General features: G+C 67.4%; 20 protein-coding genes. 12 read left to right on the top strand and 8 right to left on the bottom strand.

Going from position 1 to position 21,989, the window contains the following annotated elements:
- The first annotated feature begins 46 nt into the window (after positions 1 to 46).
- On the top strand, positions 47 to 2,212 hold the full coding sequence (locus RLN94_RS10750; protein ID WP_350128836.1) for a response regulator: 2,166 nt from the start codon (positions 47 to 49) through the stop codon (positions 2,210 to 2,212).
- Here RLN94_RS10750 and yaaA read toward each other — a convergent pair.
- The 3 genes from yaaA to RLN94_RS10735 form a co-directional block, all read right to left on the bottom strand.
- Positions 2,197 to 2,958, bottom strand: coding sequence for a peroxide stress protein YaaA (yaaA, locus tag RLN94_RS10745; RefSeq protein WP_350128839.1), 762 nt, complete (start codon positions 2,956 to 2,958; stop codon positions 2,197 to 2,199). The two genes, RLN94_RS10750 and yaaA, sit on opposite strands and share 16 nt — an antisense overlap.
- A gap of 36 nt (positions 2,959 to 2,994) precedes the next feature.
- Positions 2,995 to 5,034, bottom strand: a complete 2,040-nt coding sequence (gene recQ, locus RLN94_RS10740) for a DNA helicase RecQ (RefSeq protein WP_350128842.1) — start codon at positions 5,032 to 5,034, stop codon at positions 2,995 to 2,997.
- Between the two features lie 78 nt (positions 5,035 to 5,112).
- Complete coding sequence (locus RLN94_RS10735) at positions 5,113 to 5,400, bottom strand: YggT family protein (protein WP_300891906.1); 288 nt, start codon at positions 5,398 to 5,400, stop codon at positions 5,113 to 5,115.
- Positions 5,401 to 5,535: 135 nt separating this feature from the next.
- On the opposite strand from RLN94_RS10735, the gene RLN94_RS10730 reads away from it, so the two are divergent.
- From RLN94_RS10730 to RLN94_RS10695, 8 genes are all read left to right on the top strand, one after another.
- On the top strand, positions 5,536 to 6,072 hold the full coding sequence (locus RLN94_RS10730; protein WP_350128846.1) for an acyl-CoA thioesterase: 537 nt from the start codon (positions 5,536 to 5,538) through the stop codon (positions 6,070 to 6,072).
- 55 nt (positions 6,073 to 6,127) lie between these two features.
- Positions 6,128 to 7,510, top strand: a complete 1,383-nt coding sequence (locus RLN94_RS10725; protein WP_350128849.1) for an MFS transporter — start codon at positions 6,128 to 6,130, stop codon at positions 7,508 to 7,510.
- Positions 7,489 to 8,415 (top strand): penicillin-insensitive murein endopeptidase, encoded by a 927-nt coding sequence (mepA, locus tag RLN94_RS10720; protein WP_350128852.1) that lies wholly within the window; start codon positions 7,489 to 7,491, stop codon positions 8,413 to 8,415. Before RLN94_RS10725 ends, mepA begins: the two co-directional genes overlap by 22 nt.
- A gap of 85 nt (positions 8,416 to 8,500) precedes the next feature.
- Positions 8,501 to 9,124 (top strand): queuosine precursor transporter, encoded by a 624-nt coding sequence (locus tag RLN94_RS10715; RefSeq protein ID WP_350128855.1) that lies wholly within the window; start codon positions 8,501 to 8,503, stop codon positions 9,122 to 9,124.
- A gap of 272 nt (positions 9,125 to 9,396) precedes the next feature.
- Positions 9,397 to 9,819, top strand: a complete 423-nt coding sequence (gene arfB / locus RLN94_RS10710) for an alternative ribosome rescue aminoacyl-tRNA hydrolase ArfB (protein ID WP_350128858.1) — start codon at positions 9,397 to 9,399, stop codon at positions 9,817 to 9,819.
- A gap of 71 nt (positions 9,820 to 9,890) precedes the next feature.
- Positions 9,891 to 10,136 carry a type II toxin-antitoxin system ParD family antitoxin gene (locus RLN94_RS10705; protein WP_350128861.1) on the top strand — a complete coding sequence of 82 codons (246 nt, stop codon included), beginning with the start codon at positions 9,891 to 9,893 and terminating at the stop codon, positions 10,134 to 10,136.
- Entirely contained in the window at positions 10,133 to 10,423 is a 291-nt protein-coding gene (locus RLN94_RS10700) for a type II toxin-antitoxin system RelE/ParE family toxin (protein WP_350128864.1), read from the top strand. The genes RLN94_RS10705 and RLN94_RS10700 overlap by 4 nt, the downstream gene beginning before the upstream one ends.
- Positions 10,424 to 10,701: 278 nt before the next feature.
- On the top strand, positions 10,702 to 11,136 hold the full coding sequence (locus RLN94_RS10695) for a hypothetical protein (RefSeq protein WP_350128867.1): 435 nt from the start codon (positions 10,702 to 10,704) through the stop codon (positions 11,134 to 11,136).
- 21 nt (positions 11,137 to 11,157) lie between these two features.
- Here the strand turns inward: RLN94_RS10695 and RLN94_RS10690 are convergent, their stop codons facing one another.
- The 4 genes from RLN94_RS10690 to RLN94_RS10675 all read right to left on the bottom strand — a co-directional run bounded on the left by RLN94_RS10690 (position 11,158) and on the right by RLN94_RS10675 (position 16,150).
- The gene (locus RLN94_RS10690) at positions 11,158 to 11,850 is read right to left on the bottom strand and encodes a polysaccharide deacetylase family protein (RefSeq protein ID WP_350128870.1); all 693 of its coding nucleotides are present in this window, start codon (positions 11,848 to 11,850) and stop codon (positions 11,158 to 11,160) included.
- Positions 11,847 to 13,139, bottom strand: coding sequence for a nicotinate phosphoribosyltransferase (pncB, locus tag RLN94_RS10685; protein WP_350128873.1), 1,293 nt, complete (start codon positions 13,137 to 13,139; stop codon positions 11,847 to 11,849). The genes RLN94_RS10690 and pncB overlap by 4 nt, the downstream gene beginning before the upstream one ends.
- 172 nt (positions 13,140 to 13,311) lie before the next feature.
- Entirely contained in the window at positions 13,312 to 14,907 is a 1,596-nt protein-coding gene (gene serA, locus RLN94_RS10680) for a phosphoglycerate dehydrogenase (protein ID WP_350128876.1), read from the bottom strand.
- A gap of 88 nt (positions 14,908 to 14,995) precedes the next feature.
- Positions 14,996 to 16,150, bottom strand: coding sequence for a phosphoserine transaminase (locus RLN94_RS10675; protein WP_350128879.1), 1,155 nt, complete (start codon positions 16,148 to 16,150; stop codon positions 14,996 to 14,998).
- A gap of 276 nt (positions 16,151 to 16,426) precedes the next feature.
- Between RLN94_RS10675 and RLN94_RS10670 the strand changes: the two genes are divergently transcribed.
- Positions 16,427 to 17,284, top strand: coding sequence for a c-type cytochrome (locus RLN94_RS10670; RefSeq protein WP_350128882.1), 858 nt, complete (start codon positions 16,427 to 16,429; stop codon positions 17,282 to 17,284).
- A 70-nt stretch (positions 17,285 to 17,354) separates the two neighbouring features.
- Positions 17,355 to 18,221, top strand: coding sequence for a phosphoserine phosphatase SerB (gene serB / locus RLN94_RS10665; protein WP_350128885.1), 867 nt, complete (start codon positions 17,355 to 17,357; stop codon positions 18,219 to 18,221).
- 232 nt (positions 18,222 to 18,453) lie between these two features.
- On the opposite strand, the gene RLN94_RS10660 is transcribed toward serB, so the two are convergent.
- Complete coding sequence (locus RLN94_RS10660; protein WP_350128888.1) at positions 18,454 to 19,542, bottom strand: Hint domain-containing protein; 1,089 nt, start codon at positions 19,540 to 19,542, stop codon at positions 18,454 to 18,456.
- A 175-nt stretch (positions 19,543 to 19,717) separates the two neighbouring features.
- Between RLN94_RS10660 and RLN94_RS10655 the strand changes: the two genes are divergently transcribed.
- Positions 19,718 to 21,796 carry a response regulator gene (locus tag RLN94_RS10655; protein WP_350128891.1) on the top strand — a complete coding sequence of 693 codons (2,079 nt, stop codon included), beginning with the start codon at positions 19,718 to 19,720 and terminating at the stop codon, positions 21,794 to 21,796.
- The last annotated feature ends 193 nt before the right edge of the window (positions 21,797 to 21,989 follow it).

The following is a 21,989-nucleotide window of genomic DNA, read 5'->3' as shown; positions in this document are numbered from 1 at the left end:
GACAGAAGGTGGCGGCCCAATCCGGGAATAGGGCGGAGACCGGGCCATGAGCCTTGCCAACAAACTGGCCGAAGAGCGCCGCGCGCGGCTGGCGGCCGAGCGGCTGCTGGAGCAGAAACAGGCCGAGCTTCATGCCGCGAACCGCAAGCTGGGCCGGCACGCCATGGCCCTGTCCGAGGAGATCGTCGAGACCCGCGCCGAGGTGCAGACCGTCCGTGACGAAAACGCCCGCTTCCGCTCCGACCTGAGCGCCGCGAACCAAAAGATCCAGATCGCCGAGCGGCGACTGTGGCATTCGATCGAGACGATCCAGGACGGGTTCGCCTTTTTCGATGCCGATGGCCGGATGATCGCCGCGAACAAGGCGTGGCTGTCGGTGTTCGACGGGCTGGAGGAGATCAGGCCCGGCATCGCCTATGTCGAGATCCTGCAGATCGCGACCGAGGAAGGCGTCGTCGATATCGGCCAGCAGGACGCGGCGGCATGGCGCGAGGCGATGCTCGACCGCTGGCAGAGCCCGGCGCCCGAGGCCGAGATCATCCGCCTGTGGAACGGCCAGTACATCAAGCTGATCGACCAGCGCGGCCATGGCGGCGACGTGGTGAGCCTTGCGCTCAACATCACCGACACGGTGCGGTACGAGGAGCAGCTCAAGGACGCGCGGCGGCAGGCCGAGGCGGCGAACAAGGCGAAATCCTCGTTCCTCGCCAACATGAGCCACGAGATCCGGACGCCGATGAACGGCATCGTCGGCATGTCGGAACTGCTGATGGACACCGTGCTGAACGAGGAACAGCGGCTCTTCGCGGACACGATCAAGAGCTCGGGCGAGGCGCTTCTGGTGATCATCAACGACGTACTCGATTATTCCAAGATCGAGGCCGGCAAGCTCGACCTGCACGAGGAGGATTTCGACCTCGAGCGCTGCCTCTACGAGCTGGTCACCCTGATGCAGGCCGGCAGCCGCGACAAGGGGGTCGACCTGTCGGTGGAATATGACATGTTCCTGCCGGGCCGGTTCCGGGGCGATCCGGGGCGCATCCGGCAGGTGCTGACCAACCTGATCGGCAACGCGGTCAAGTTCACCGAGGCCGGGCACGTCATCGTCCGGGCGACCGGGGTGCAGGGCGCGGACGGCATGACCGAGCTGCATGTCAGCATCGAGGATACCGGCATCGGCATCCCGGCGGACAAGGCGAAGCACATCTTCGGCGAGTTCAACCAGGTCGACGAAGCGCGCAACCGCAAGTTCGAGGGCTCGGGGCTGGGGCTGGCAATCTCGCAGCAGCTGATCGGCAAGATGGGCGGCCGGATCTGGGTGGAGTCGGAGGAGGGCGTCGGCTCGACCTTCGGCTTCACCCTCACCCTGCCGGCGGCCGAGGCGCTGGAGGCCGAGGACGTGCACCTGCCCGAGGGGTTGCGCACGGTGCTGGTCGTCGACCCGCAGGCGACGCGGCGGGCAGTGCTGGAACGGCAGATGGGCGCGCTCGGCCTGTCGGTGACGGGCGCGGAAAGCGGCGCGGCGGCTCTGGCGGCGCTGCCGGGGGCTGTCGACCTCGTGCTGACGGCGCACACCATGCCCGAAATGGACGGCATGGAACTGGCCGAGGCGATGCGGGCGGCGGGGCACGAAATGCCCGTGCTGGTGCTGAGCGCCGATCCGGACGTGGCCGAGCAGGACCCGGCCCGCGCCCATGTGCAGGGCGTGCTGCCCCGGCCCCTGCAGCGGAGCGATATCTTCGCCGCCCTGCGCGGGCTGGACGGGGCGTTCGGCCCGGCCATGGCCGGGGGCGGGGGCCGGGCGATGCGGGTGCTGGCGGCCGAGGACAACCGGACCAACCGGCTGGTCTTCTCCAAGATGGTGGCAGCGCTGGATATCGAGCTGCGCTTTGCCGGCAACGGGGTGGAGGCGGTGGAGGGCCACCACGAATTCGCGCCCGACCTGATCTTCATGGACATTTCCATGCCGGAAATGGACGGGAAGGCCGCCACGCGTTGTATCCGCGAGGCCGAGGCGAAGACCGGGCGCCACGTGCCCATCGTGGCGATGACGGCCCATGCCATGGGCGGGGACGAGGCGGATATCCTGGCCGCCGGGCTGGATCGGTACATGACCAAGCCGCTGAGCAAGGCGGCGATCACCGCCGAGATCGCGGCGGCCTGTCCGGCGGGGGTGCGCCCGCCGGGGGCCGGGGTTCAGGCCGCCTGCTGAGGTCGGACGAAGACGGGTTTGCCGGGCTCCGACAGGTCAGGGCGGTGGCGGTAGCCGCCGCTGTCGAAACCGGACAGGCTGTCGGCGTCGGTCAAACGGCGCTGGAGGATGAAGCGGGCCATCGCCCCGCGCGCCTGCTTGGCGAAGAAGCTGACCACCTTGGGGCCCTCGGGCTTGTCCTCCATGAACACCGGCGTGACGACGCGAAGCTTGAGCGCGCCCGGCTTGACGGCGCCGAAATATTCCTGGCTGGCGCAGTTGACCAGCGTGTCGGTGCCCAGCGTCTCGGCGTGCTCGTTGAGCGCCTTGGCGATGCGGTCGCCCCAGTAGTCGTAAAGCGATGTGCCGCGCCGGGTTTTCAGGCGGCTGCCCATTTCGAGGCGGTAGGGCTCGATTGCGTCGCGGGGGCGGAGGAGACCGTAAAGCCCCGACAGGATGCGCAGATGCTCCTGCGCATACTCCATCTCCTCCGGTTCGAGAGAGCCGGCCTCGAGCCCGGTATAGGTGTCACCGGCGAAGGCCAGCGCGGCGGGCTTGGTCTCCATCGTGCCGAAGGCCTTGAACCGGTCGGCGTTGAGCTTGGCGAGGGTTTCGCTGATCCCCATGAGCTTCTGCAGGTCTTTCCGCGTCAGGCGGCGGGCGGTTCTGGCCAGCGCCGTGGCGTCCTCGGCGAAATGCGGGTCGGTGGCGGGGAGATCCACCGCCGACATGTCGAGTTTCTTCGCAGGCGAAAGCACCACCAGCATTGATCGATCCCCCAGGTAAAATCCGTTGCCGGTGACTTAATCCGCCATCTGCAGAACGTCCAGAAACGCCGCGCCGAACCGGTCGGAGCGTTTCTCGCCCAGCAGGCGCGCCATGTCCTGCAGCGTGCCCGGCCGGGCCGAGGCGACGCGGGCGAGCAGCGAGGATGAGCAGCTGAGCGGCTTGTCGGTGCCGCATTCCCCCCGCGCCAGGTCGGCCTGCACGGCCAGAAGCCGGTCGTACAGCTCCCCCGCCTCGCGCCCGGCCAGCTTGCGGCGGGTGGGGTGCATGGCCTCGGCCTCGCCCCGGATCACCTCGAGGAACCCCGCGCCGTACTGCTCCAGCTTCTTGGCGCCGACGCCGCTGATCCGCGCCATATCGTCGAGCGTCTGCGGCCGGCGCTCGGCCATCTCGATCAGGGTGCGGTCGTTGAAGACGATATAGGCGGGCATCTTCGCCGCCTCGGCCAGCGCGCGGCGCTTGGCCTTCAGCGCCGAGAGCAGCGGCGCGTCCTCCTCCGACACCAGCGCCTTGGCGGCGGGGCGGCGGGGGGTCTTCTGCATCGTGTCGCGGCGCAGCGTGATGGCCTCTTCGCCGCGCAGCACAGGGTGCGCGGCCTCGGTGATGCGCAGCGCGCCGTGGCGCTCGGGGTCGGGGCGGACAAGGTCGTGCCCCATCATCTGCCGGAAGATCGCCTGCCAGCCGCGGCGGTCGATATCGCGGCCGACGCCGAAGGTGGGCAGGTCGTCATGACCCCGGGCGCGGACCTTCTCGGTCTCGTTCCCGGTCAGCACGTCGATCAGGTGCCCGGCGCCGAAATACTCCCCCGTCCGCAACGCGGCCGACAGCGCCTTCTGCACCGCCTCGGTCGCATCGAAGGTTTCCGGCGGCCGGTCGCAGAGGTCGCAATTGCCACAGCCCTGCGCCTCCTCCCCGAAATAGCGCAGAAGCGTGGTGCGGCGGCATTCCAGCGCCTCGGCCAGACCGAGCAGCGCGTTGAGCCGCGCGTGATCGGCCAGCCGCCGCTCGGGCGGCGCCAGCCCCTCGTCGATCTGGCTCCGGCGCAGGCGGATATCGTCGGCGCCGAACAGGGTCAGCGTCTCCGCCGGCGCGCCATCCCGGCCCGCGCGGCCGATCTCCTGGTAATAGGCCTCGATCGACTTGGGCAGGTCGGCATGCACCACCCAGCGGATATCCGGCTTGTCGACCCCCATGCCGAAGGCGACGGTGGCCACGACGATCAGCCCGTCCTCGGTGCTGAACCGGTGTTCCACATGGCGGCGGTCGTCGGCCTCCATCCCGCCATGGTAGTGGCAGGCGTTGTGCCCGTCATCGCGCAGCGCCTTGGCCAGCGTCTCCGTCTTCGCCCGCGTGCCGCAATAGACGATCCCCGACTGCCCCTTGCGGGCGGCGACGAAGCCGGTCACCTGCTGGCGCGGGCGGTCCTTCTCGGCAAAGGCGAGGTGGATGTTGGGCCGGTCGAAGCCGCGCAGGAAGGTCTGCGGCGGGTGCCCGTCGAAGAGCTTCTGAACGATCTCGTCCTGCGTCTCGGCATCGGCGGTGGCGGTAAAGGCCGCCAGCGGCACGTCAAGCGCGCGCCGCAACTCGCCGATCCGCAGGTAATCGGGCCGAAAATCATGCCCCCATTGCGAGACGCAATGCGCCTCGTCCACCGCGATGAGCGACACGCCGATCCGCCGCAGCATCCCCATCGAGGAGCCGGCGGCGAGCCGTTCGGGGGCGATGTAGAGCAGCTTCAGCCGCCCCTCTTCCAGCGCCTCCCACACCGCGCGGGTCTCCTCCTCGGTATTGCCCGAGGTCAGCGCGCCGGCCTCGACCCCCGCGGCCCGCAGCGCCCGCACCTGGTCGCGCATCAGCGCGATCAGCGGCGAGATCACCACCGTCACCCCCTCGCGCAGCAGCGCGGGCAGTTGATAGCACAGGGATTTGCCCCCGCCCGTGGGCATGATGGCCAGCGTGTTGCGGCCCTCGGCGACGGTGTGAACGATCTCTTCCTGCCCCGGCCGGAAGCTCTGGAATCCGAAGACATCGTGCAAAAGCGTGGCAGCGCTGTGCATGAAAAGGCCCGTAGAATTTTATCTGTCTGCTCTTACGCAGAACCTTTTCACACTAAGATTCGGTAAACAAGACCCGGCTCAGTAAAACGCCGCTGCGTTGTTCGCCAGGATGATCCGGATCGCGTAGACGCCGATCAGCGCCACCAGGGGTGCGAGGTCGATGCCCGACATCGGCGGAAGGATCTTGCGGATCGGCCGGTAGATCGGTTCGAGGATGCGGTTGAGCATGTCCCAGATCTGCGCCACCAGCGGCTGGTGCAGGTTCAGCACCTGGAAATTGATCAGCCAGCTCATGATCACGTGGGCGATGATGAAGAACCACAGGATATCCAGCAGAAGAAACAGGATCTGTAAAATCGACGTCATCGGCACCTTCCTCGATCTGCGACCGCTCAACACCTAAGCGGGCGGCTTCTGAATCGCAAGTCTGACGCAGGGTTTCGGTTGACGTTGCGGACAGGCGGGCAGAGGTCAGGGGCAAACCGCAGGAGGCAACGCCCCATGTACCCTTTCATCCGGATGTTCTGGCAGGTGTGGAAATACCGCAAGGCGGCGCCGCTTTCGGTGTTCGGCACGCATGTGTCGCGGCATGTCTGCCTGCCGTGGGATATCGACATGTGGATGGAGCTGAACAACGGGCGGACGCTGACGCTCTATGACCTCGGGCGCATCCCGATGGCCTATCGCGTGGGGCTGGTCAAGGTGCTCAGGCGCCGGCGCTGGGGGCTGACCATGGCGGGGGCGAGCGTGCGGTACAGGCGCCGGATCACCATGTTCGAGACGGTCGAGATGCGCTCGCGCCTCGCCTTCTGGGACGACAAGTTCTTCTATATCGAACAGGCGATGTGGAAGAAGAACGGCGACTGCGCCAACCACATCGTCTATCGCTCGGCCGTCACCGGCAAGGACGGGATCGTGCCGCCGGCCGAGCTGATGGCCGAGCTTGGCGTGGAGGCCGAGGCGCCGCCCGCGCCCGAGTGGGTGGCCGCGTGGATCGAGGCCGACAACGTGCGGCCGTGGCCGCCGATGCAGGATTGACTTGAAAGCCTGCCTCTGAGCCTGTCTTATCGCGGACAAGGCATTGGGGACAGGCATGGCGGAACCGTCGCGGCGCAAACGCATCTGGGGCTGGTACTTTTTCGACTGGGCCAGCCAGCCCTATCACACGTTGCTGGTCACCTTCGTCTTCGGGCCGTTCTTCGCCTCGGTGGCGTCCGAGCACTTCATGACGGCCGGCCTCGCCGAAGAGGCGGCGGATGCACGGGCCCAAGGCCTGTGGTCGATGTGCCTGACGGTGACCGGGCTGATCATCGGGTTCGGGGCGCCGATCATCGGCGCGCTGGCCGATACCGCCGGGCGGCGGCTTCCGTGGATCGTGGCGTTCTCGGTGATGTACGTGGTCGGCGCCACCGGCATCTGGTGGACCCAGCCGGACGGGTCGAACATGCTGTTCGCGCTGTCCTGCTTCGGCATCGGCTTCATCGGGGCGGAATACGCGCTGATCTTCGTCAACTCGCAACTTCCCTCGCTCGCGCCCAAGGAGGAGGCCGGCGCCGTCTCGGGCTCTGGCTTCGCCTTCGGCTATGTCGGCGGGATCGTGTCGCTGGCGATCATGCTGACGCTGTTCTTCGACGATGGCGGCAAGACGCTGCTGGGCGCCGATCCGGCCCTCGGCCTCGACCCCGACGCGCGCGAGGGCACGCGCTTCGTCGGGCCGTTCACGGCGCTGTGGTACGCGGTGTTCATGATCCCCTACTTCCTCTGGGTGCGCGATACCGGCCCCTCCCGCAAGGGGCGCGGGGTGGGCGACGCGCTGCGCCTGCTGAAAAAGTCGATCGTGGCGCTGAAACACCGGGTCAGCCTGTCGGTCTATCTCGGCTCGTCGATGTTCTACCGCGACGCGGTGAACGGGCTTTACGGGTTCGGCGGCACCTACGCGGTGCTGGTGCTGAACTGGTCCATCATCTCGGTGGCCATCTTCGGCATCGTCGGGGCGATCTCGGCGGCGGCGTTCAGCTGGGTCGGCGGCCGGTTCGACCGGGCCTTCGGACCCAAGCCGGTGATCATCGTGGCGATCCTCGGGCTGATGCTGGTCTGCTTCACCGTGGTGGGGATGGACCGGGCCCAGTTCTTCGGCATCCCGCTGGAACCTGGCTCGGCCCTGCCGGACATGGTGTTCTTCGGCTGCGGCGCGCTGATCGGGGGGCTGGGGGGCGTGTTGCAGGCCTCCAGCCGCACGCTGATGGTGCGCCATACCGATCCGGCGGCCCCCACCGAAAGCTTCGGCCTCTACGGCCTGTCGGGGCGGGCGACGGCCTTCATGGCGCCGGCGCTGATCGGTCTCGTCACCACGCTCAGCGGCAGTGCGCGGATCGGCGTCTCGCCGGTAATTCTTCTTTTCCTGATCGGCCTCGTCCTGCTACGCTGGGTGAAAGCAGAAGGGGACAGCGACACATGGTCCGTCACGTCAAACTGATCGCGCTCATCATCGGCCTCGCGGGCTGTGGCGGCTCGGCGCCGCAGGATTACGCGGCGAGCGAGCCGATCCTCTCGACCCAGAACATCCCGTCCTCGATGCAGGGCGTCGAGGCCAAGCAGCTTTTCGGCGCCCGGCCGCAGGGCTCGCAACAGGCGCCCACGCCCTTCGGCAGCTATGCCAAGGGCTGTGTCGCCGGCGGCGTGCAACTGCCCGAAACCGGGCCGACATGGCAGGCGATGCGCCTGTCGCGGAACCGCAACTGGGGCCACCCCGAGACCATCGATTTCATCAAGAAACTCTCGGCCAAGGCGGCGCAGCAGCCGGGCTGGGAGGGCCTCTATGTCGGCGATATCAGCCAGCCGCGCGGCGGGCCGATGCTGACCGGGCACCGCAGCCACCAGATGGGGCTCGACGTCGATATCTGGATGCTGCCGCCCAAGCGGCTGAACCTCACCCGGGCCGAGCGCGAGAACATCTCCTCGATCTCGCTGCGGCGGGCGAACGGGGCCTATACCAACGACAACTGGACGCGCCAGCATCACGAGATCATCAAGGCCGCCGCGCAGGATCCGCGCACCGCCCGGATCTTCGTCTTCCCCGGCGCCAAGGTCCGGATGTGCAAGGAGGAGACGGGCGACCGCTCCTACCTGAACAAGATCCGGCCGTGGTACGGGCACCACTACCATTTCCACGTCCGGCTGAGCTGTCCGCGCGGCGCCAAGAACTGCGAGAACCAAGCGGCGCCGCCCGCCGGCGATGGCTGTGATGATGCGGAACAGTGGGTGCGCAACATCATCAACCCGCCGCCGCCCGACCCCAACGCCCCGCGCCCCAACCCGCGGCGCGAGCTGACCATGGCCGACCTGCCGGGCCAATGCGTGTCGGTGCTGACCTCGGAATAGGCGCGGGCCTTGCCAACGGACCGGCCAGCCTGTAGGGGCGGCCGGTCGCCCGTCAGGGCCAGCATCGCAAGGACCCACCACCGTCATGAAACACCACCTGCTTCCCGGCATCCTGGCCATGGCCGCGATCGTCGTGGCCTCGAACATCCTGGTGCAGTTCCTGTTCGGCCAGTGGCTGACATGGGGGGCGTTCACCTATCCGCTGGCCTTCCTCGTGACCGACGTGATGAACCGGGTCTACGGGCGCGCCGCCGCCCGCCGCGTGGTCTTCGCGGGCTTTCTCGTCGGGCTCGCCTGTTCCTTCATCGGCACGCAGATCACGGGCGAGTTCGGGCCGCTGGTCACCCTGCGCATCGCGCTGGGCTCGGCCGTCGCGTTCCTCACGGCGCAACTGCTCGACATCGGCATCTTCGACCGTCTCCGCGCCGGCGCGTGGTGGCGCGCGCCGATGGTCTCCTCGCTGATCGGCAGCACCGTCGACACCGCGCTCTTCTTCACCATCGCCTTCTCCGCCAGCCTCACCATGCTGGAACCCGGCAACGATGTCGGCTGGGCCAACGAGGCGCTGCCCCTGCTGGGCCTCGGGCCCGTCGTGCCGCTCTGGATCTCGCTGGCGGTGGCGGACTGGATGGTCAAGCTGGCCCTGGCTTTGCTTACTTTAGTGCCGTTTCGCATCATCGTGAGGTCACTGACGAACCGCGCCACATGATTTTGTTTTGACAAAGCCGAATTCTGTGTCAGGCTGTGGATAACGGCAACAGTTTGAAAGGAGGTGATCCAGTGTCTATAGAGGTATTGGAGAGAGGTGACGGAACAGTTCGGGAGGGTCTCGTCTAGGGCAGCCCCTGGGCGCATGACGCCCCCGGATTGGTGCGCCTAACCGCACCGCCTCCTACAACTCTAGAGGGCCGCTTCCTTGCCGGGGCGGCCCTTTTGATGTCGGCCCTGCCCGGTACCGACGCCCCGCCCGGAGAGAACGCCATGCTGCGCATCACCAGCCAGATCACCATCGAGGACTGGGAACTGACCGAACAGTTCACCCGCTCGGGCGGCCCCGGCGGTCAGAACGTCAACAAGGTCTCGACGGCGGTCGAACTGCGCTTCGAGGCCGAACGCTCCCCCAACCTGCCCGACCCGGTGAAACGCCGCCTCAAGCGCCTCGCCGGCCGGCGCTGGACGAAGGACGGCGCAGTGCTGATCCAGGTCGAGGACACCCGCAGCCAGGCCCGCAACCGCGAAATCGCCCGCGACCGGCTGGCGGAGCTGGTGAAGAAGGCCTGCGAGAAGCCCAAACGCCGCATCCCCACGAAGCCGTCGCTGGGCGCGAAGAAGCGACGTCTGAAGGCCAAGAAGGTGCGCGGGGAGGTGAAGGCTTTGCGCGGGCGGGTCGAGGGGGAGGAGTGAGGACGCGCCGCGGCGCCTTCCGTTGCGGGATGTACCAAGGATTGGTATATTGAGCGGGAAGGAGAGCGCCCATGCCCCGCAACACCTCGGTCGTGCTCAGCGACCACTTTAACGATTTCATAACCCGCGCGGTGGAAAGTGGCCGCTACAGCTCGGCCAGTGACGTCGTGCGCGCGGGGTTGCGGATGTTGGAAGTGGAAGAAGAGAAACTGGAACGGCTGAGGGCCGAGATCATCGAGGGCGAGGAAAGCGGGTTCGTGGAAGAGTTCGACTTTGATGAGTTCCTGGCCGAGATGAACGCCAAGTATCGCGGGTGAGGCGGCTTCGCTATTCAAGGAAGGCGCTGCGCGACCTTCGCGATAACTGGACCTATTCAGCCGACCGATGGGGACGCCCACAGGCGAACCGTTACGTCGAGGCAATCCGTGCCGTGATTGGCGCATTGCCGGAAGGGCGGGCCGTGACAAGCAGCGCAGAAGACGTTTGGCCCGGAACGCGCCGGGCGCGCAGCGGGCGGCACGTGATCTATTTCAGGGAAACGGAGGAGGCGGTCGAGGTGATCCGGGTGCTGCACCAGCGGATGGACGCGGGGCGGTGGGTTTGAGGAGATTCCCAGACGGCCCAAAATAATTCTAAATCGGCGTAGCTGGATACTAACGGAAAACGGCATTTTAAGAAGGTGGGTACATGCGACTTGTTAATGGCAGCCTGCTACTCGACGGCTACGACGAGGACTGCAGAATTCTCAAGTATGAAAGCGCATTCACGAAGCGCTTAATCAAGCTCCGAAACGCTCAACACATCCTGTTTGAGTGCCGAACGCTTCTGAACCACGTGTCGTCCTTAGAGGCCGTCAACAAGAATGGTCAGCATACTTCCCCAATGAAAGAAGCACTTACTTCGTCAGCGTGCACCTACTATTTCTCATGTTTTCAAACTGGAAGATACGCAGCCAAGCTTGATCCAAGGAACGTTTTTCAGGGGTATCCCGATTTATTGGAGCAGCACAAAAAATGGCGCCGAGTCCGAGATAACCGTTTCAACCATCCAGAGGACGTTGGAGTATCGTTTGAGGCCGGGCTTGTTCTCGACAAAGACAACGAAATTCTCGACGTGAAAGTTGTGCGATTTGATCTCCCGGTAAGCGCGCTTTCGAAGCCCGTCGAGGCATTACGCACACTCGTCTTGCACACGGATAGTTATGTCGAAAGGGCGGTGTCAAAATTGCATGAGCGGATAATGGCAGAAGCTAACGGATTGTCCGAGAGCCAAAGACTCGCGCTTAAGCCAATGACCGTGATCCGCCCGGATTATTAAAGTTTTCATGAGGCCTCTGGCCTACACCCCCACCTCCCCCAACGTCCTGAACCCCACCCCCCGCTCAACAACCGCCCCCAGGAACCGCCGCAGATCCTCCGGGGTCGAGAAGAACTGCGAGCCCTTGCCCGGCGCCCTGATGTCGTGGCCGGCGAACACCCCCGTGCCGCCCGTCTCGGCGATCCGGTCCAGCAGGCGCTCCTGCCAGTCCCACCCCGGAAAGACGCTGTGCCGGAAGTCGCAGAACCCCACGCAATCGACCGCGTTATGCGGCCCCGGCGCATGGTAGAGGCGCGCGGGAATATCGCCCTCCGAGAGGTTCTTCGGCCCGGCCGCGCGGGTCACGGCAAAGCGTTTGGCCGTCTCGGCCAACGTCTCCTCGGTGAAGGCATGGAACGGGCTGGCAAAGCTCTTCGCGGGAAAGCCCAGGGCCCGGTGCTCGGCCACGCCCGCGTCGATCTCGTGCTCCAGCCAATGGGCCAGGCCGTGCCGGCGCAGGTAGGGCCCCAGCTTCGGATGGGTGCGGGAGTGGAAGGCGATCTCGTGCCCGTCCGCCTGCAGCGCCTGCAGCTTCTTCACCTGCCGCGGCTTGGCATTGTGCAGGTTGCAGACGCAGAAGGTGGCCCGCGCGCCGAATTCGTCGAAGACCGGCCGCGCCGCGTGCCAGCTTCCGGCGAAAAGGTCGTCGAAGGTGAGGCAGACGGCGCCTGTCACACCACCACCTCCAGCGCCTCCTGTTCCCCCACGCCGAAGACGCGCTTGTAGCGGGCGATCTCGCTGTCCGGGCCCATCGCCTTGTTGGGGTTGTCGGAGAGCTTCACCGTCGGCCGCCCGTTGGCCGAAACCGCCTTGCACACCAGCGAGAAGGGCGCGAGCCGGTCGTCGGGCGTCAGGCCGCGGAAGTCGTTCGTCAGCAGCGTGCCCCAGCCGAAGGAGGGGCGGCAGCGCCCGGCGAAGCGGCTGTGCAGGTCGATGATCTTGTCGGTGTCGAGCCCGTCGGAGAAGATGATGAGCTTCTTCGTCGGATCCTCGCCGCGGGATTTCCACCAGTCGATGGCGATCTCCGCCCCCTCCGCCGGGTCGCCGCTGTCGACGCGGATGCCCGTCCAGCCCGCCAGCCAGTCGGGCGCGCGGTCGAGGAACCCCTTGGTGCCGTAGGTGTCGGGCAGGATGATCCGCAGGTTGCCGTCATGCTCCTCGTGCCAGTCCGACAGGACGTCATAGGGCGCGCGCGCGAGGTCCGCATCGCTATCGGCCAGCGCGGCATAGACCATCGGCAATTCGTGCGCGTTGGTGCCGATCGCCTCGAGATCGCGGTTCTTGGCGATCAGGCAATTGGAGGTGCCGACGAATTTCTCCCCCAGCCCCTCGCACATGGCCCGCACGCACCAGTCCTGCCAGAGGAAGGAATGCCGCCGCCGCGTGCCGAAATCTGCGATCCGCAGGCCGGGCACGTCGCGCAGGCGCTCGACCTTCTCCCACAGCTTGGTCATGGCGCGGGCATAGAGCACCTGCAGCTCGAACCGTCGCATGTCGTGCAGGACGGCGCGGCCGCGCAATTCCATCAGCACCGCCAGCGCCGGGATCTCCCAGAGCATCACCTCGGGCCATGACCCCTCGAAGGTCAGCTCGTATTGCCCGTCGCGCTTTTCAAGCTGGTAGGGCGGCAGGCGCAGGTTCTCGAACCATTCCATGAAGGCCGGCGTGAACATCTGCCGCTTGCCATAGAAGGTGTTGCCGCGCAGCCATGTGCTCTCGCCCCGTGTCAGGGAAAGCGAGCGGATATGGTCGAGCTGTTCGCGCAGCTCGCCCTCGTCCACCAGCTCGGCCAGCTTCGCGTCGGTCGAGCGGTTGATCAGCGAAAAGGTGACCTGCGTGTCGGGCTTGTTGCGGAACACCGACTGGCACATCAGCAGCTTGTAGAAATCCGTGTCGATGAGCGAGCGGACGATCGGGTCGATCTTCCATTTATGGTTCCAGACACGGGTCGCGATATCGACCATGGGTTTCCTCCCGGGCGGGTTGCCGAACCGGTTAAAGCAAAGGGGGGCGGGGGTGGCAAGCCTTGGCGGCGCCGGCACGCGGCGCCCCCCGCATCGGGCAAGCCCCCGCACCCCCACGCAAAAACGCCGCCCCGTAGGGCGGCGCTTCCGTCATTCCCTCGCAAGGCGCATGTCACACCACGTCGAACTGCAGCGGCGCGATCTGCTGGAACTTGCCCGTCGCGTGCAGCTTGGCGATCACGTCCTTGCCCACCGGCGCATCGACGTAGAGCAAGGCAATCGCCTCGCCCCCCGCCGCCGACCGGCCCAGGGTGAAGTTGGCGATGTTCACGCCGTTCTCGCCCATGGTCTGGCCCAGCGTGCCGATGATCCCGGGCTCGTCCTTGTTGGTGGTATAGAGCATATGCGCCCCGATCTCGGCATCGATGTTGATCCCCTTGATCTGGATGAAGCGCGGCTTCCCGTCACTGAACACCGTGCCCCCGATCGACCGCTCGCGCCGGTCGGTCACCACCGTCAGCTTGATATAGCCCTCGAAGGCGCCCGACTTGTCCTGCCGCGTGGTCGAGATCTTGACGCCCTTCTCCTTGGCCATCAGCGGGGCCGAGACCATGTTCACCTCCGGGTTCACCGACTTCATGATCCCCGCCACCGCCGAACAGGTCAGCGCCTCGAGGTTCATCTCGGCCACCACCCCGTCATAGAGGATGTTGATCGCCTTGATCGGCTCGTCGGTCATCTGGCCGATGAACCCGCCCAGGTGATCCGACAGCTTGAGCCACGGGCCCATCACCTTGGCCTCTTCCGCCGTCACCGACGGCATGTTGAGCGCGTTGGTCACGGCGCCGGTCAGCAGGTAATCCGACATCTGCTCGGCCACCTGCAGCGCCACGTTCTCCTGCGCCTCGGTCGTCGCGGCGCCGAGATGCGGCGTGCAGACCACGTTGGGCAGACCGAAGAGCGGGTTCTCCGTCGCCGGCTCCACCGTGAACACGTCGAAGGCCGCCGCGCCGATATGGCCCGACTTCAGCAGATCGGCCAGCGCCTCCTCGTCGACCAGCCCGCCCCGGGCACAGTTGATGACGCGCGCGCCCTTCTTCATCTTCTCCATGTTCTCGCGCGACAGGATGTTCTTCGTCTGCTCGGTCAGCGGCACGTGCAGCGTCACGAAATCCGACCGCTTCAGCAGCTCGTCCAGCTCGACCTTCTCGACCCCCATCTTGTCGGCCTTCTCCTGGCTCAGGAACGGGTCGAAGGCCACCACCTTCATCTTCAGCCCCCGCGCCCGGTCACAGACGATCCCGCCGATATTCCCGGCGCCGATCACGCCCAGCGTCTTGCCGGTCAGCTCGACCCCCATGAAGCGCGACTTCTCCCACTTCCCGGCCTGGGTCGAGGCGCTCGCCTCCGGGATCTGCCGCGCGACCGAGAACATCATCGCGATGGCATGTTCGGCCGTCGTGATCATGTTGCCGTAGGGCGTGTTCATCACGATGATGCCCTTCTTCGACGCGGCCTCCTTGTCGACATTGTCGGTGCCGATCCCGGCGCGGCCGATCACCTTCAGGTTGGACGCGCTTTCCAGAAGCTTCGCCGTCACCTTGGTGGCCGAGCGGATGGCAAGGCCGTCATATTCGCCGATGACCTCGGCCAGCTTGTCCTTGTCCTTGCCCAGCTCGGGCATGAAGTCGACATCGATCCCCCGGTCGCGGAAGATCTGCACAGCGGTGTCCGACAGCTTGTCGGAAACAAGTACCTTGGGAGCCATTTTTCCTGGTCCTTTAGATTGAGAATGTATTGAGCAATTGGGGGCAGGTCCCCACCCTACGCCGCCGTAGGGTGGGTGAAACCCACCATCACGCCGTCTCTGACAACGCCTCGATCTCGGCCTCATAGGCCCACTTGATCCACGGCATCAAAGCGGTCACGTCCGATGTCTCCACCGTCCCGCCGCACCAGATCCGCAAACCGGCCGGCGCGTCGCGATACGAGCTGATGTCATACGCCACCTCTTCCGCCTCCAGCCGCTTGGCCACCGCCTTGGCGAACCCGGCACCGTCCTTGATCCGCTCATCGGTGAACTTCAGGCAAACGGACGTGTTCGACCGGATCGCCGGCTCCTGCGCCAGGAACGCAATCCAGTCATTCTCGGTCACGAACCCCTGCACCGCCGCCAGGTTGGCATAGGCCCGCTCGCGCAGCCCCTCCATGCCACCCACCGACCGCGCCCAGTCGAGCGCCAGCAGGTAATCCTCCACCGCCAGCATCGACGGCGTGTTGATCGTCGCGCCCTCGAAAATCCCGTCGATCAGCTTGCCGCCCTTGGTCAGCCGGAAGATCTTCGGCAGCGGCCACGGCGGGGTATAGCTCTCCAGCCGCTCCACCGCCCGCGGGCTCAGGATCAGCATGCCATGCGCGGCCTCGCCGCCCAGCACCTTCTGCCAGCTGAACGTGGTCACATCCAGCTTGTCCCACGGCAGGTGCTGCGCGAAGGCGGCCGACGTGGCGTCGCAGATGGTCAGCCCGGCGCGATCTTCCTTGATCCAGTCGCCGTTCGGCACCCGCACGCCGCTCGTCGTGCCGTTCCAGGTGAACACCACGTCATTATCGGTATCGACACCGTCGAGGTCGACGATCTCGCCATACTCGGCGGTCTTCACCTCGGCATCGAGTTTCAGCTGCTTGACCACGTCCGTGACCCAGCCCGAGCCGAAGCTTTCCCAGGCCAGCATCTCGACCTTGCGCTCGCCAAGCAGGTTCCACATCGCCATCTCCACCGCGCCGGTATCCGACGCCGGCACGATGCCGATCTTGTAGTCTTCCGGAATGCCCAGAACCTCGCGCGTGCCTTCGATCGCGGCCTTCAGCTTGGCCTTGCCGACAGCGGCACGGTGAGAGCGGCCCAGCGGCGCGTCCTTCAGATTCTCGAGTTTGAAAACGGGGGGTTTGGCACAGGGGCCAGAGGAGAAACGCGGATTACCCGGCCGCGTTGCCGGTTGCGAAATAGCCATTGCTGCTACCCTTCCAGATAAGCGCCCCTCGTTGGGGAGGGGTGTCCCACGGATGGGAGTAAGTCTCTTTCCCGGCCTTTGCAAGCGCAGAAATCGCTCCCCAGCGCCGGTTTGATGTCGATTTGCGACGCTTTCGGTTCCGATCGGAAACCGCCGCGTCGCAATCCCGCCAGAGCGCGGGCGCCGATCTGCTAGGGTGGTGACACGTCACCGCAACGCCCGCCCGCCCCGACCTGCGAAAGGAACACCGGGGCCCGGACAGCCAGGATCAGCCAGATGCGTCTTCCCACGCTCATCGCCGCACTTGCCCTTGCCACGTGCCCCCTTTCCGCCCATGCCGAAACCCCCGAGGAACGCGGCGCCTACCTCGTCGAGGGGCCCGCCGGCTGCGGCAACTGCCACTCGCCCATCGACCAGGCGGGCCAGCCCCTGCCGGGCCAGAACCTCGCCGGGCGATTCGTCATGGAAGTGCCCGAGTTCACCGCCTACGCCCCCAACCTCACCCCCGCCGGGCCGCTGGGCCAGTGGAGCGACGAAGAGCTCGCCCGCGCCATCCGCGAAGGCCTCCGCCCCGACGGCTCGCTGATCGGCCCGCCGATGCCCTTCTCGGTCTATCGCGGCCTCTCCGACACCGACCTCGCCGCCATCGTCGCCTACCTGCGCGCCCTGCCCCCGGTCGAGAACGGCGTGCCGCCCTCGGAATACAACATCCCCCTGCCCCCGGCCTATGGCCCGCCCGTGGACACCATCGCCGACATCCCCCGCGGCGTCACCCCGGAATACGGCGCCTACCTCGCCGGGCCGGTCGCGCATTGCATGGACTGCCACACCACCTTCGGGCCGCAGGGGCCGATGCTCGACACCCATCTCGGCCGCGGCGGGCTGGTCATCCCCGGCCCGTGGGGCACCTCGGTCGCCTCCAACCTCACCAGCCACGCCGACGGGCTGGCAAACTATACCGATGCGGAGGTCGCCGACATGATCACCAAGGGCCAGCGCCCCGACGGCTCGCCCATGCTGCCGCCCATGCCCTACCCCTACCTCGCGAAGATGACCGGCGACGACCTCTCCGCCCTCATCCTCTACCTGCGCACCCTGCCGCCCCTGCCCGACGTGGAGACCGGCGGCAGCTAAAACCCGCTGGCCCTCCGCCGGTGCCTGTGGTCTATCCCGCACCGACACCCAACCGACGGAGGGCCGCCCAATGTACATCGCCACCCTGATCGCCCCGCGCGGCACGCTGCAGCCCGCGCTCGTCGACAGCCTGCGCAACGCCTGGGGCGGCGGCGACGCGCAATGGCTCTCCCCCGACGAGGCTGCCGAGTTCCCGATGGAGGCCCTCCCCGGCAACCGCTGGGAGGTGTGGGACCACCTGCAGAAGGGCGCGACCGACCTCGTCATCCAACCGGCCGAAAACCGCGCGAAGAAGATGCTGCTGGCCGACATGGACAGCACCATGATCCAGCAGGAATGCATCGACGAGCTGGCCGAGGAAGCCGGCGTCGGCCCCCATGTGCGCGACATCACCGCCCGCGCCATGAACGGCGAGCTGGATTTCGAGGGGGCGCTCACCGAACGCGTCGCCCTGCTCAAGGGCCTGCCCGAGACCGTCATCGCCGAGGTGCTCGCCACCCGCATCACCTACATGCCCGGCGGGCGTGAGCTGCTCTCGACCATGAAGGCCCACGGCGCCCATGCCGCGCTGGTCTCCGGCGGCTTCACCAATTTCACTGCGAAAGTGGCCGAGGAGCTGGGCTTTCACGAGAACCGCGCCAACACCCTCCTGATCGAGAACGGCACCCTCACGGGCCACGTCGCCCAGCCCATCCTCGGCCGCGACGCCAAGGTCCAGGCCCTCCACGACATCACCGCCCGCCTCGGCCTCACGCCCGCGGACGTGATCGCGGTGGGCGACGGCGCCAACGACCTCGGCATACTCGAACTGGCCGGCACCGGCGTCGCCCTCCACGCCAAACCCTCGGTCGCCGCCCAGTGCGACGTGCGCATCAACCACGGCGACCTGACGGCGCTCCTGTTCCTGCAAGGCTACGCGCGGTCGGATTTCGCCTGACCGGCCAAGCCCGCGAGCCCGTTTTCTTCAGAAAACGGACCGGAAAATTCCAATTTTCCGCCACCCCACCCGATCGCGGAAACTGCCCGCCCCGGGCCTGACCCGCGGCCTCTGACCGGCCGAGGTCCCGGCTCGGTGGCCGGGACGGGATGGGCACGTCACGCCTGCCTCGCGGTCTGGCACCCGCCCGGCCGACTGTGTCCACACAACGGCCAACCCTAAAAGGCCGCCTCTACCTCACCCCCAGAACCCGCCTCACACCGCCGCCAACCCGCGCCGCCGTCTCCCGCCTTGTCAGCAGCGGCCGCGCTGCCATTTCCGGCCCGGCGCCCTCGCGCGACAGCCCCCACAAGCCGAGAACCTCCGCCCGGTCCTCCGCCGCCAGCAGCCGCAGCGCCATCCGCCCCGGAAAGAAGCTCTCGCAGACCAGCCCGTCCGCCCACAAGAGCTCGTGCCGCGCCAGCAGCAGGTGCACGTAGGTCACCCTCTCGCGCCCCCTTACCCACGACACCCCGGGCAGCCGCAGCAGGCCCAGCGCCGGGCCCAGAGCCCCACCGCCGGGGCCCGCGCCATCCTCCACCAGCACCCGGTGCTGGGGCGAGACCAGCATGTCGCGCCCCGGCCGCCCCTCGCCCAGCGCCCCGGCGCCGATCCTGACCGGGCGCCGCCGGTCCTCGGGGCCGGAGAACACCACCTCCCGCCGCCCCGTCCAGATCAACTCCTGCGGCCCGTGATCCACCGTCAGCACCCTGTCCCCGGCGCGCAGCGCCCCGGCCCGCACGGCGCCCCCCGGCGTGGCGATTCGCACCCCGGCGGCAAAGCAGATGACGTTGTTGTACGCCTCCTCGTTCGTGCCCCCGTCGCCGCTGTTCGCCGCCATCCCGTCGCGGCTGGCGGTGGGGCTGAACTGCGCCCCCGGAAACGGCGCCGGCAGGTCCGAGGCCGGCACGAAACCGATATTGTCGTCGCCCAGCCGCAGCACGTAGACCTCGATGAACCCGTCCTGGATCAGCGCGAACTCGTTCTCCACCGGCGTGCCGGCGGCATAGGTGACGCCGTTCACCGTCACCGCCTCCAACAGCACCTGGCCCGCGCCGGTGTCGTTCATGCCGTCGTCGAAACTGCCATCGTCGTCCGACACCAGGATCTGCACCGGCGGCGCGCCGGAATAGGTATAGGTCACCCCGGTCCAGCTTGCCCGGCCCGGATCGTACCCGTCCGATGCCGGGTCGTTGGCGTGGTCGTCGCTGGCAAGCTGATCGGCGGTCAGCGCGCCGTCATGGCTCACCACGCTCCAGTCGTAGACGGCAATCGTCGGCATATCGGGCCCCCGGGTCGGATAAACCCGGCAAGCCGTAGCGCCCGCGCCTTAAAAACCGCCTAATCGCGGCGGGGCATCGGACAATACGGTTAACCGCCCCTGCAGGAACGGGTTTCGCACCCACGAGTTTAGATTGTACACTTCGATACATTATTCCCCCCTTGGGAGAAAACGGATGGCGAATCAGGCACAGGATGCAGCGGCGGGGTTTGGCGTTCACGCCATCGACCCGCCGCGGCTCGGCCTCGCCCTCGCGGCGATGGCGACGCTCGGCGCGGCGTTCGTCCTGGTCTTCGGCTGGGGGCTCGAGGTCGACTGGCTCCGCCGGATCGCGCCCGGCCTGCCGGCCATGGTGCCCGCCACCGCCCTCACCCTGCTGGCCGGCGGGCTCGGCACCGGCGCCCTGCTGATCGGGGCGCCGTCCCTGCTGGCCCTGCTGGCCGCGGCGGCGATCTTCGCCGTCATCCTCCTCGAACAGACCATCGGCCTCACCCCCGCCCCGCATCGAAGCTCCGACGGCATGTCGCTGGCCAGCGCCCTCTGCGCCACCCTGCTGGGGCTCAGCCTGCTGTTGCGCGCCCTGCGGTTCGGCATGGCCTCGGTCGTGACCGACACCACCGGTCTGGTCGTCGCCTTCGTCCCGCTGATCGGCTACGTCTTCGGCGCGCAGACGCTGTTCTTCAACCCGCTCTACACGATGATGGCGCTGCACACCGCGCTGGCGCATGTGCTGCTCTTCGTCGCGCTCCTGCTCTCCGAACCCGGCCGCGGCTGGATCGAGGTGCTGCTCTCGCAGGAACCGGGCAGCCGCATGGCCCGCCGCGTCCTGCCGGTGGCGGTGATCGTGCCGCTGTTCTTCGCCCTCGTCGTGGCCGAGGCGGTCGAGCGCAGCTACATGACGGTCGAATTCCGCCTCGCCGTGCTCACCTTCATGATCATCTTCTGCACCGTCACCGCGGTGATCGGCTTCGCCCACCTCACCAACCGCGCCGAACGCCGCAGCACCGAGGCCGAGGCCGCCTATCTCCGCAGCGAGATGCAGCGCCAGCAGACCGAGCTGGCCGCCGCCCGCTCGGAAAAGGTCGCCGCGCTGGGCAAGCTGGTGGGCGGCGTGGCGCATGACTTCAACAACACGCTCAACGTCATCCTCGGCAATCTCGAGCTTCTGGCCGAGGATCCCGACCGCAAGATGCACCGCACCTACCTGTCCGAGGCGATCGGCGCCTCCAACCGCGCCGCCGACCTGACCCGCCAGCTGCTCGCCTATGGCCGCAAGTCGCAGCTTCGCCCGGTGCTGACCGACCTCGAAGCCGAGGTCGAGACCGCCATCGCCATGTTCCGCCGGGTCTGCCCGGCCAACATCACCATCACGCGGGCGTTCGACACCCCCGGCCTGACCGCCCGCGTCGACCCCGGCGCGCTGCAGCAGGCGGTGCTCAACGTCCTGATCAACGCTCGCGACGCCCTGCCCGAGGGCGGCGAGATCCACGTCTCCGGCCGGCGCGAGCATCTCGAGGGCGCCGCCGTCACCGGCTTCCACGGCACCGAAACCCTGCCCGCCGGCACCTACGCCACCATCGCCATCGAGGATACCGGCGCCGGCATGACCCCGGAAGTGGCGCAGATGGCCACCGAACCCTTCTTCACCACCAAGAAGGTGGGCGAGGGCACGGGGCTGGGCCTGTCCACCGTCGCCGGCTTCTGCCGCCAGTCCGAGGGCGGGCTGCGGATCGACTCGGCGCCGGGCACCGGCACGCTGGTCGCCATGGCCTTCCCCGCCGCCACCGGCTCGGGCTCCGGCTCGGGCGATGATGCCGCCCGGCCCGCCGACACCGCCGAGACGGTCACCCACACCACCCAGCCCCGCGGCGTGCTGATCGTCGACGACGACGAGGCGCTCACCCGCGTCATGGCCACCCAGCTCGAACGCGCCGGCCACACCGTGCGCGTCGCCCTCAACGCGGCCAAGGCGCTCGAAACGCTCGAGGAGGGCCCGCTCCCCGAGGTGGTGCTGACCGACATCGTCATGCCGGGCGAGATGCAGGGCCACCACCTCGCCGCCCGCATCCGCCAGCGCTACCCGGATATCGAGGTGATCCTGATGTCCGGCTTCGCCTCCGCCACCCAGCGCGAGGAGATCGCGGCAGTGGCCGGCCTGCCCTTCCTGCAGAAACCCATCGACGTCCGCACCCTGCGCACCATCGTCGGCCGCTCGACCGAACCCAACGGCACACCGGAGACCGGCGAAAGCTGACCCCGGCTCTTTGGTGACCCGCCCCGGGCCCGACCCGGGGCCTCTGCCAGCGCGAGGTCCCGGCTCGGGGGCCAGGACGGGGAGACGCCTAACACGCCCGACGGAGAAACCGGTCGACTCCCACCGCCCGGCGGAAGCGCACCCCGCCCTTCAACTGCCACTTCCCGCCCCGGGCCCGACCCGGGGCCTCTGC

Source organism: Roseovarius sp., assembly GCF_040223625.1.
Lineage (GTDB): Bacteria > Pseudomonadota > Alphaproteobacteria > Rhodobacterales > Rhodobacteraceae > Roseovarius.
Note: the sequence above shows the minus strand (reverse complement) of the source record. Positions and strands in the feature narration are given on the sequence as shown.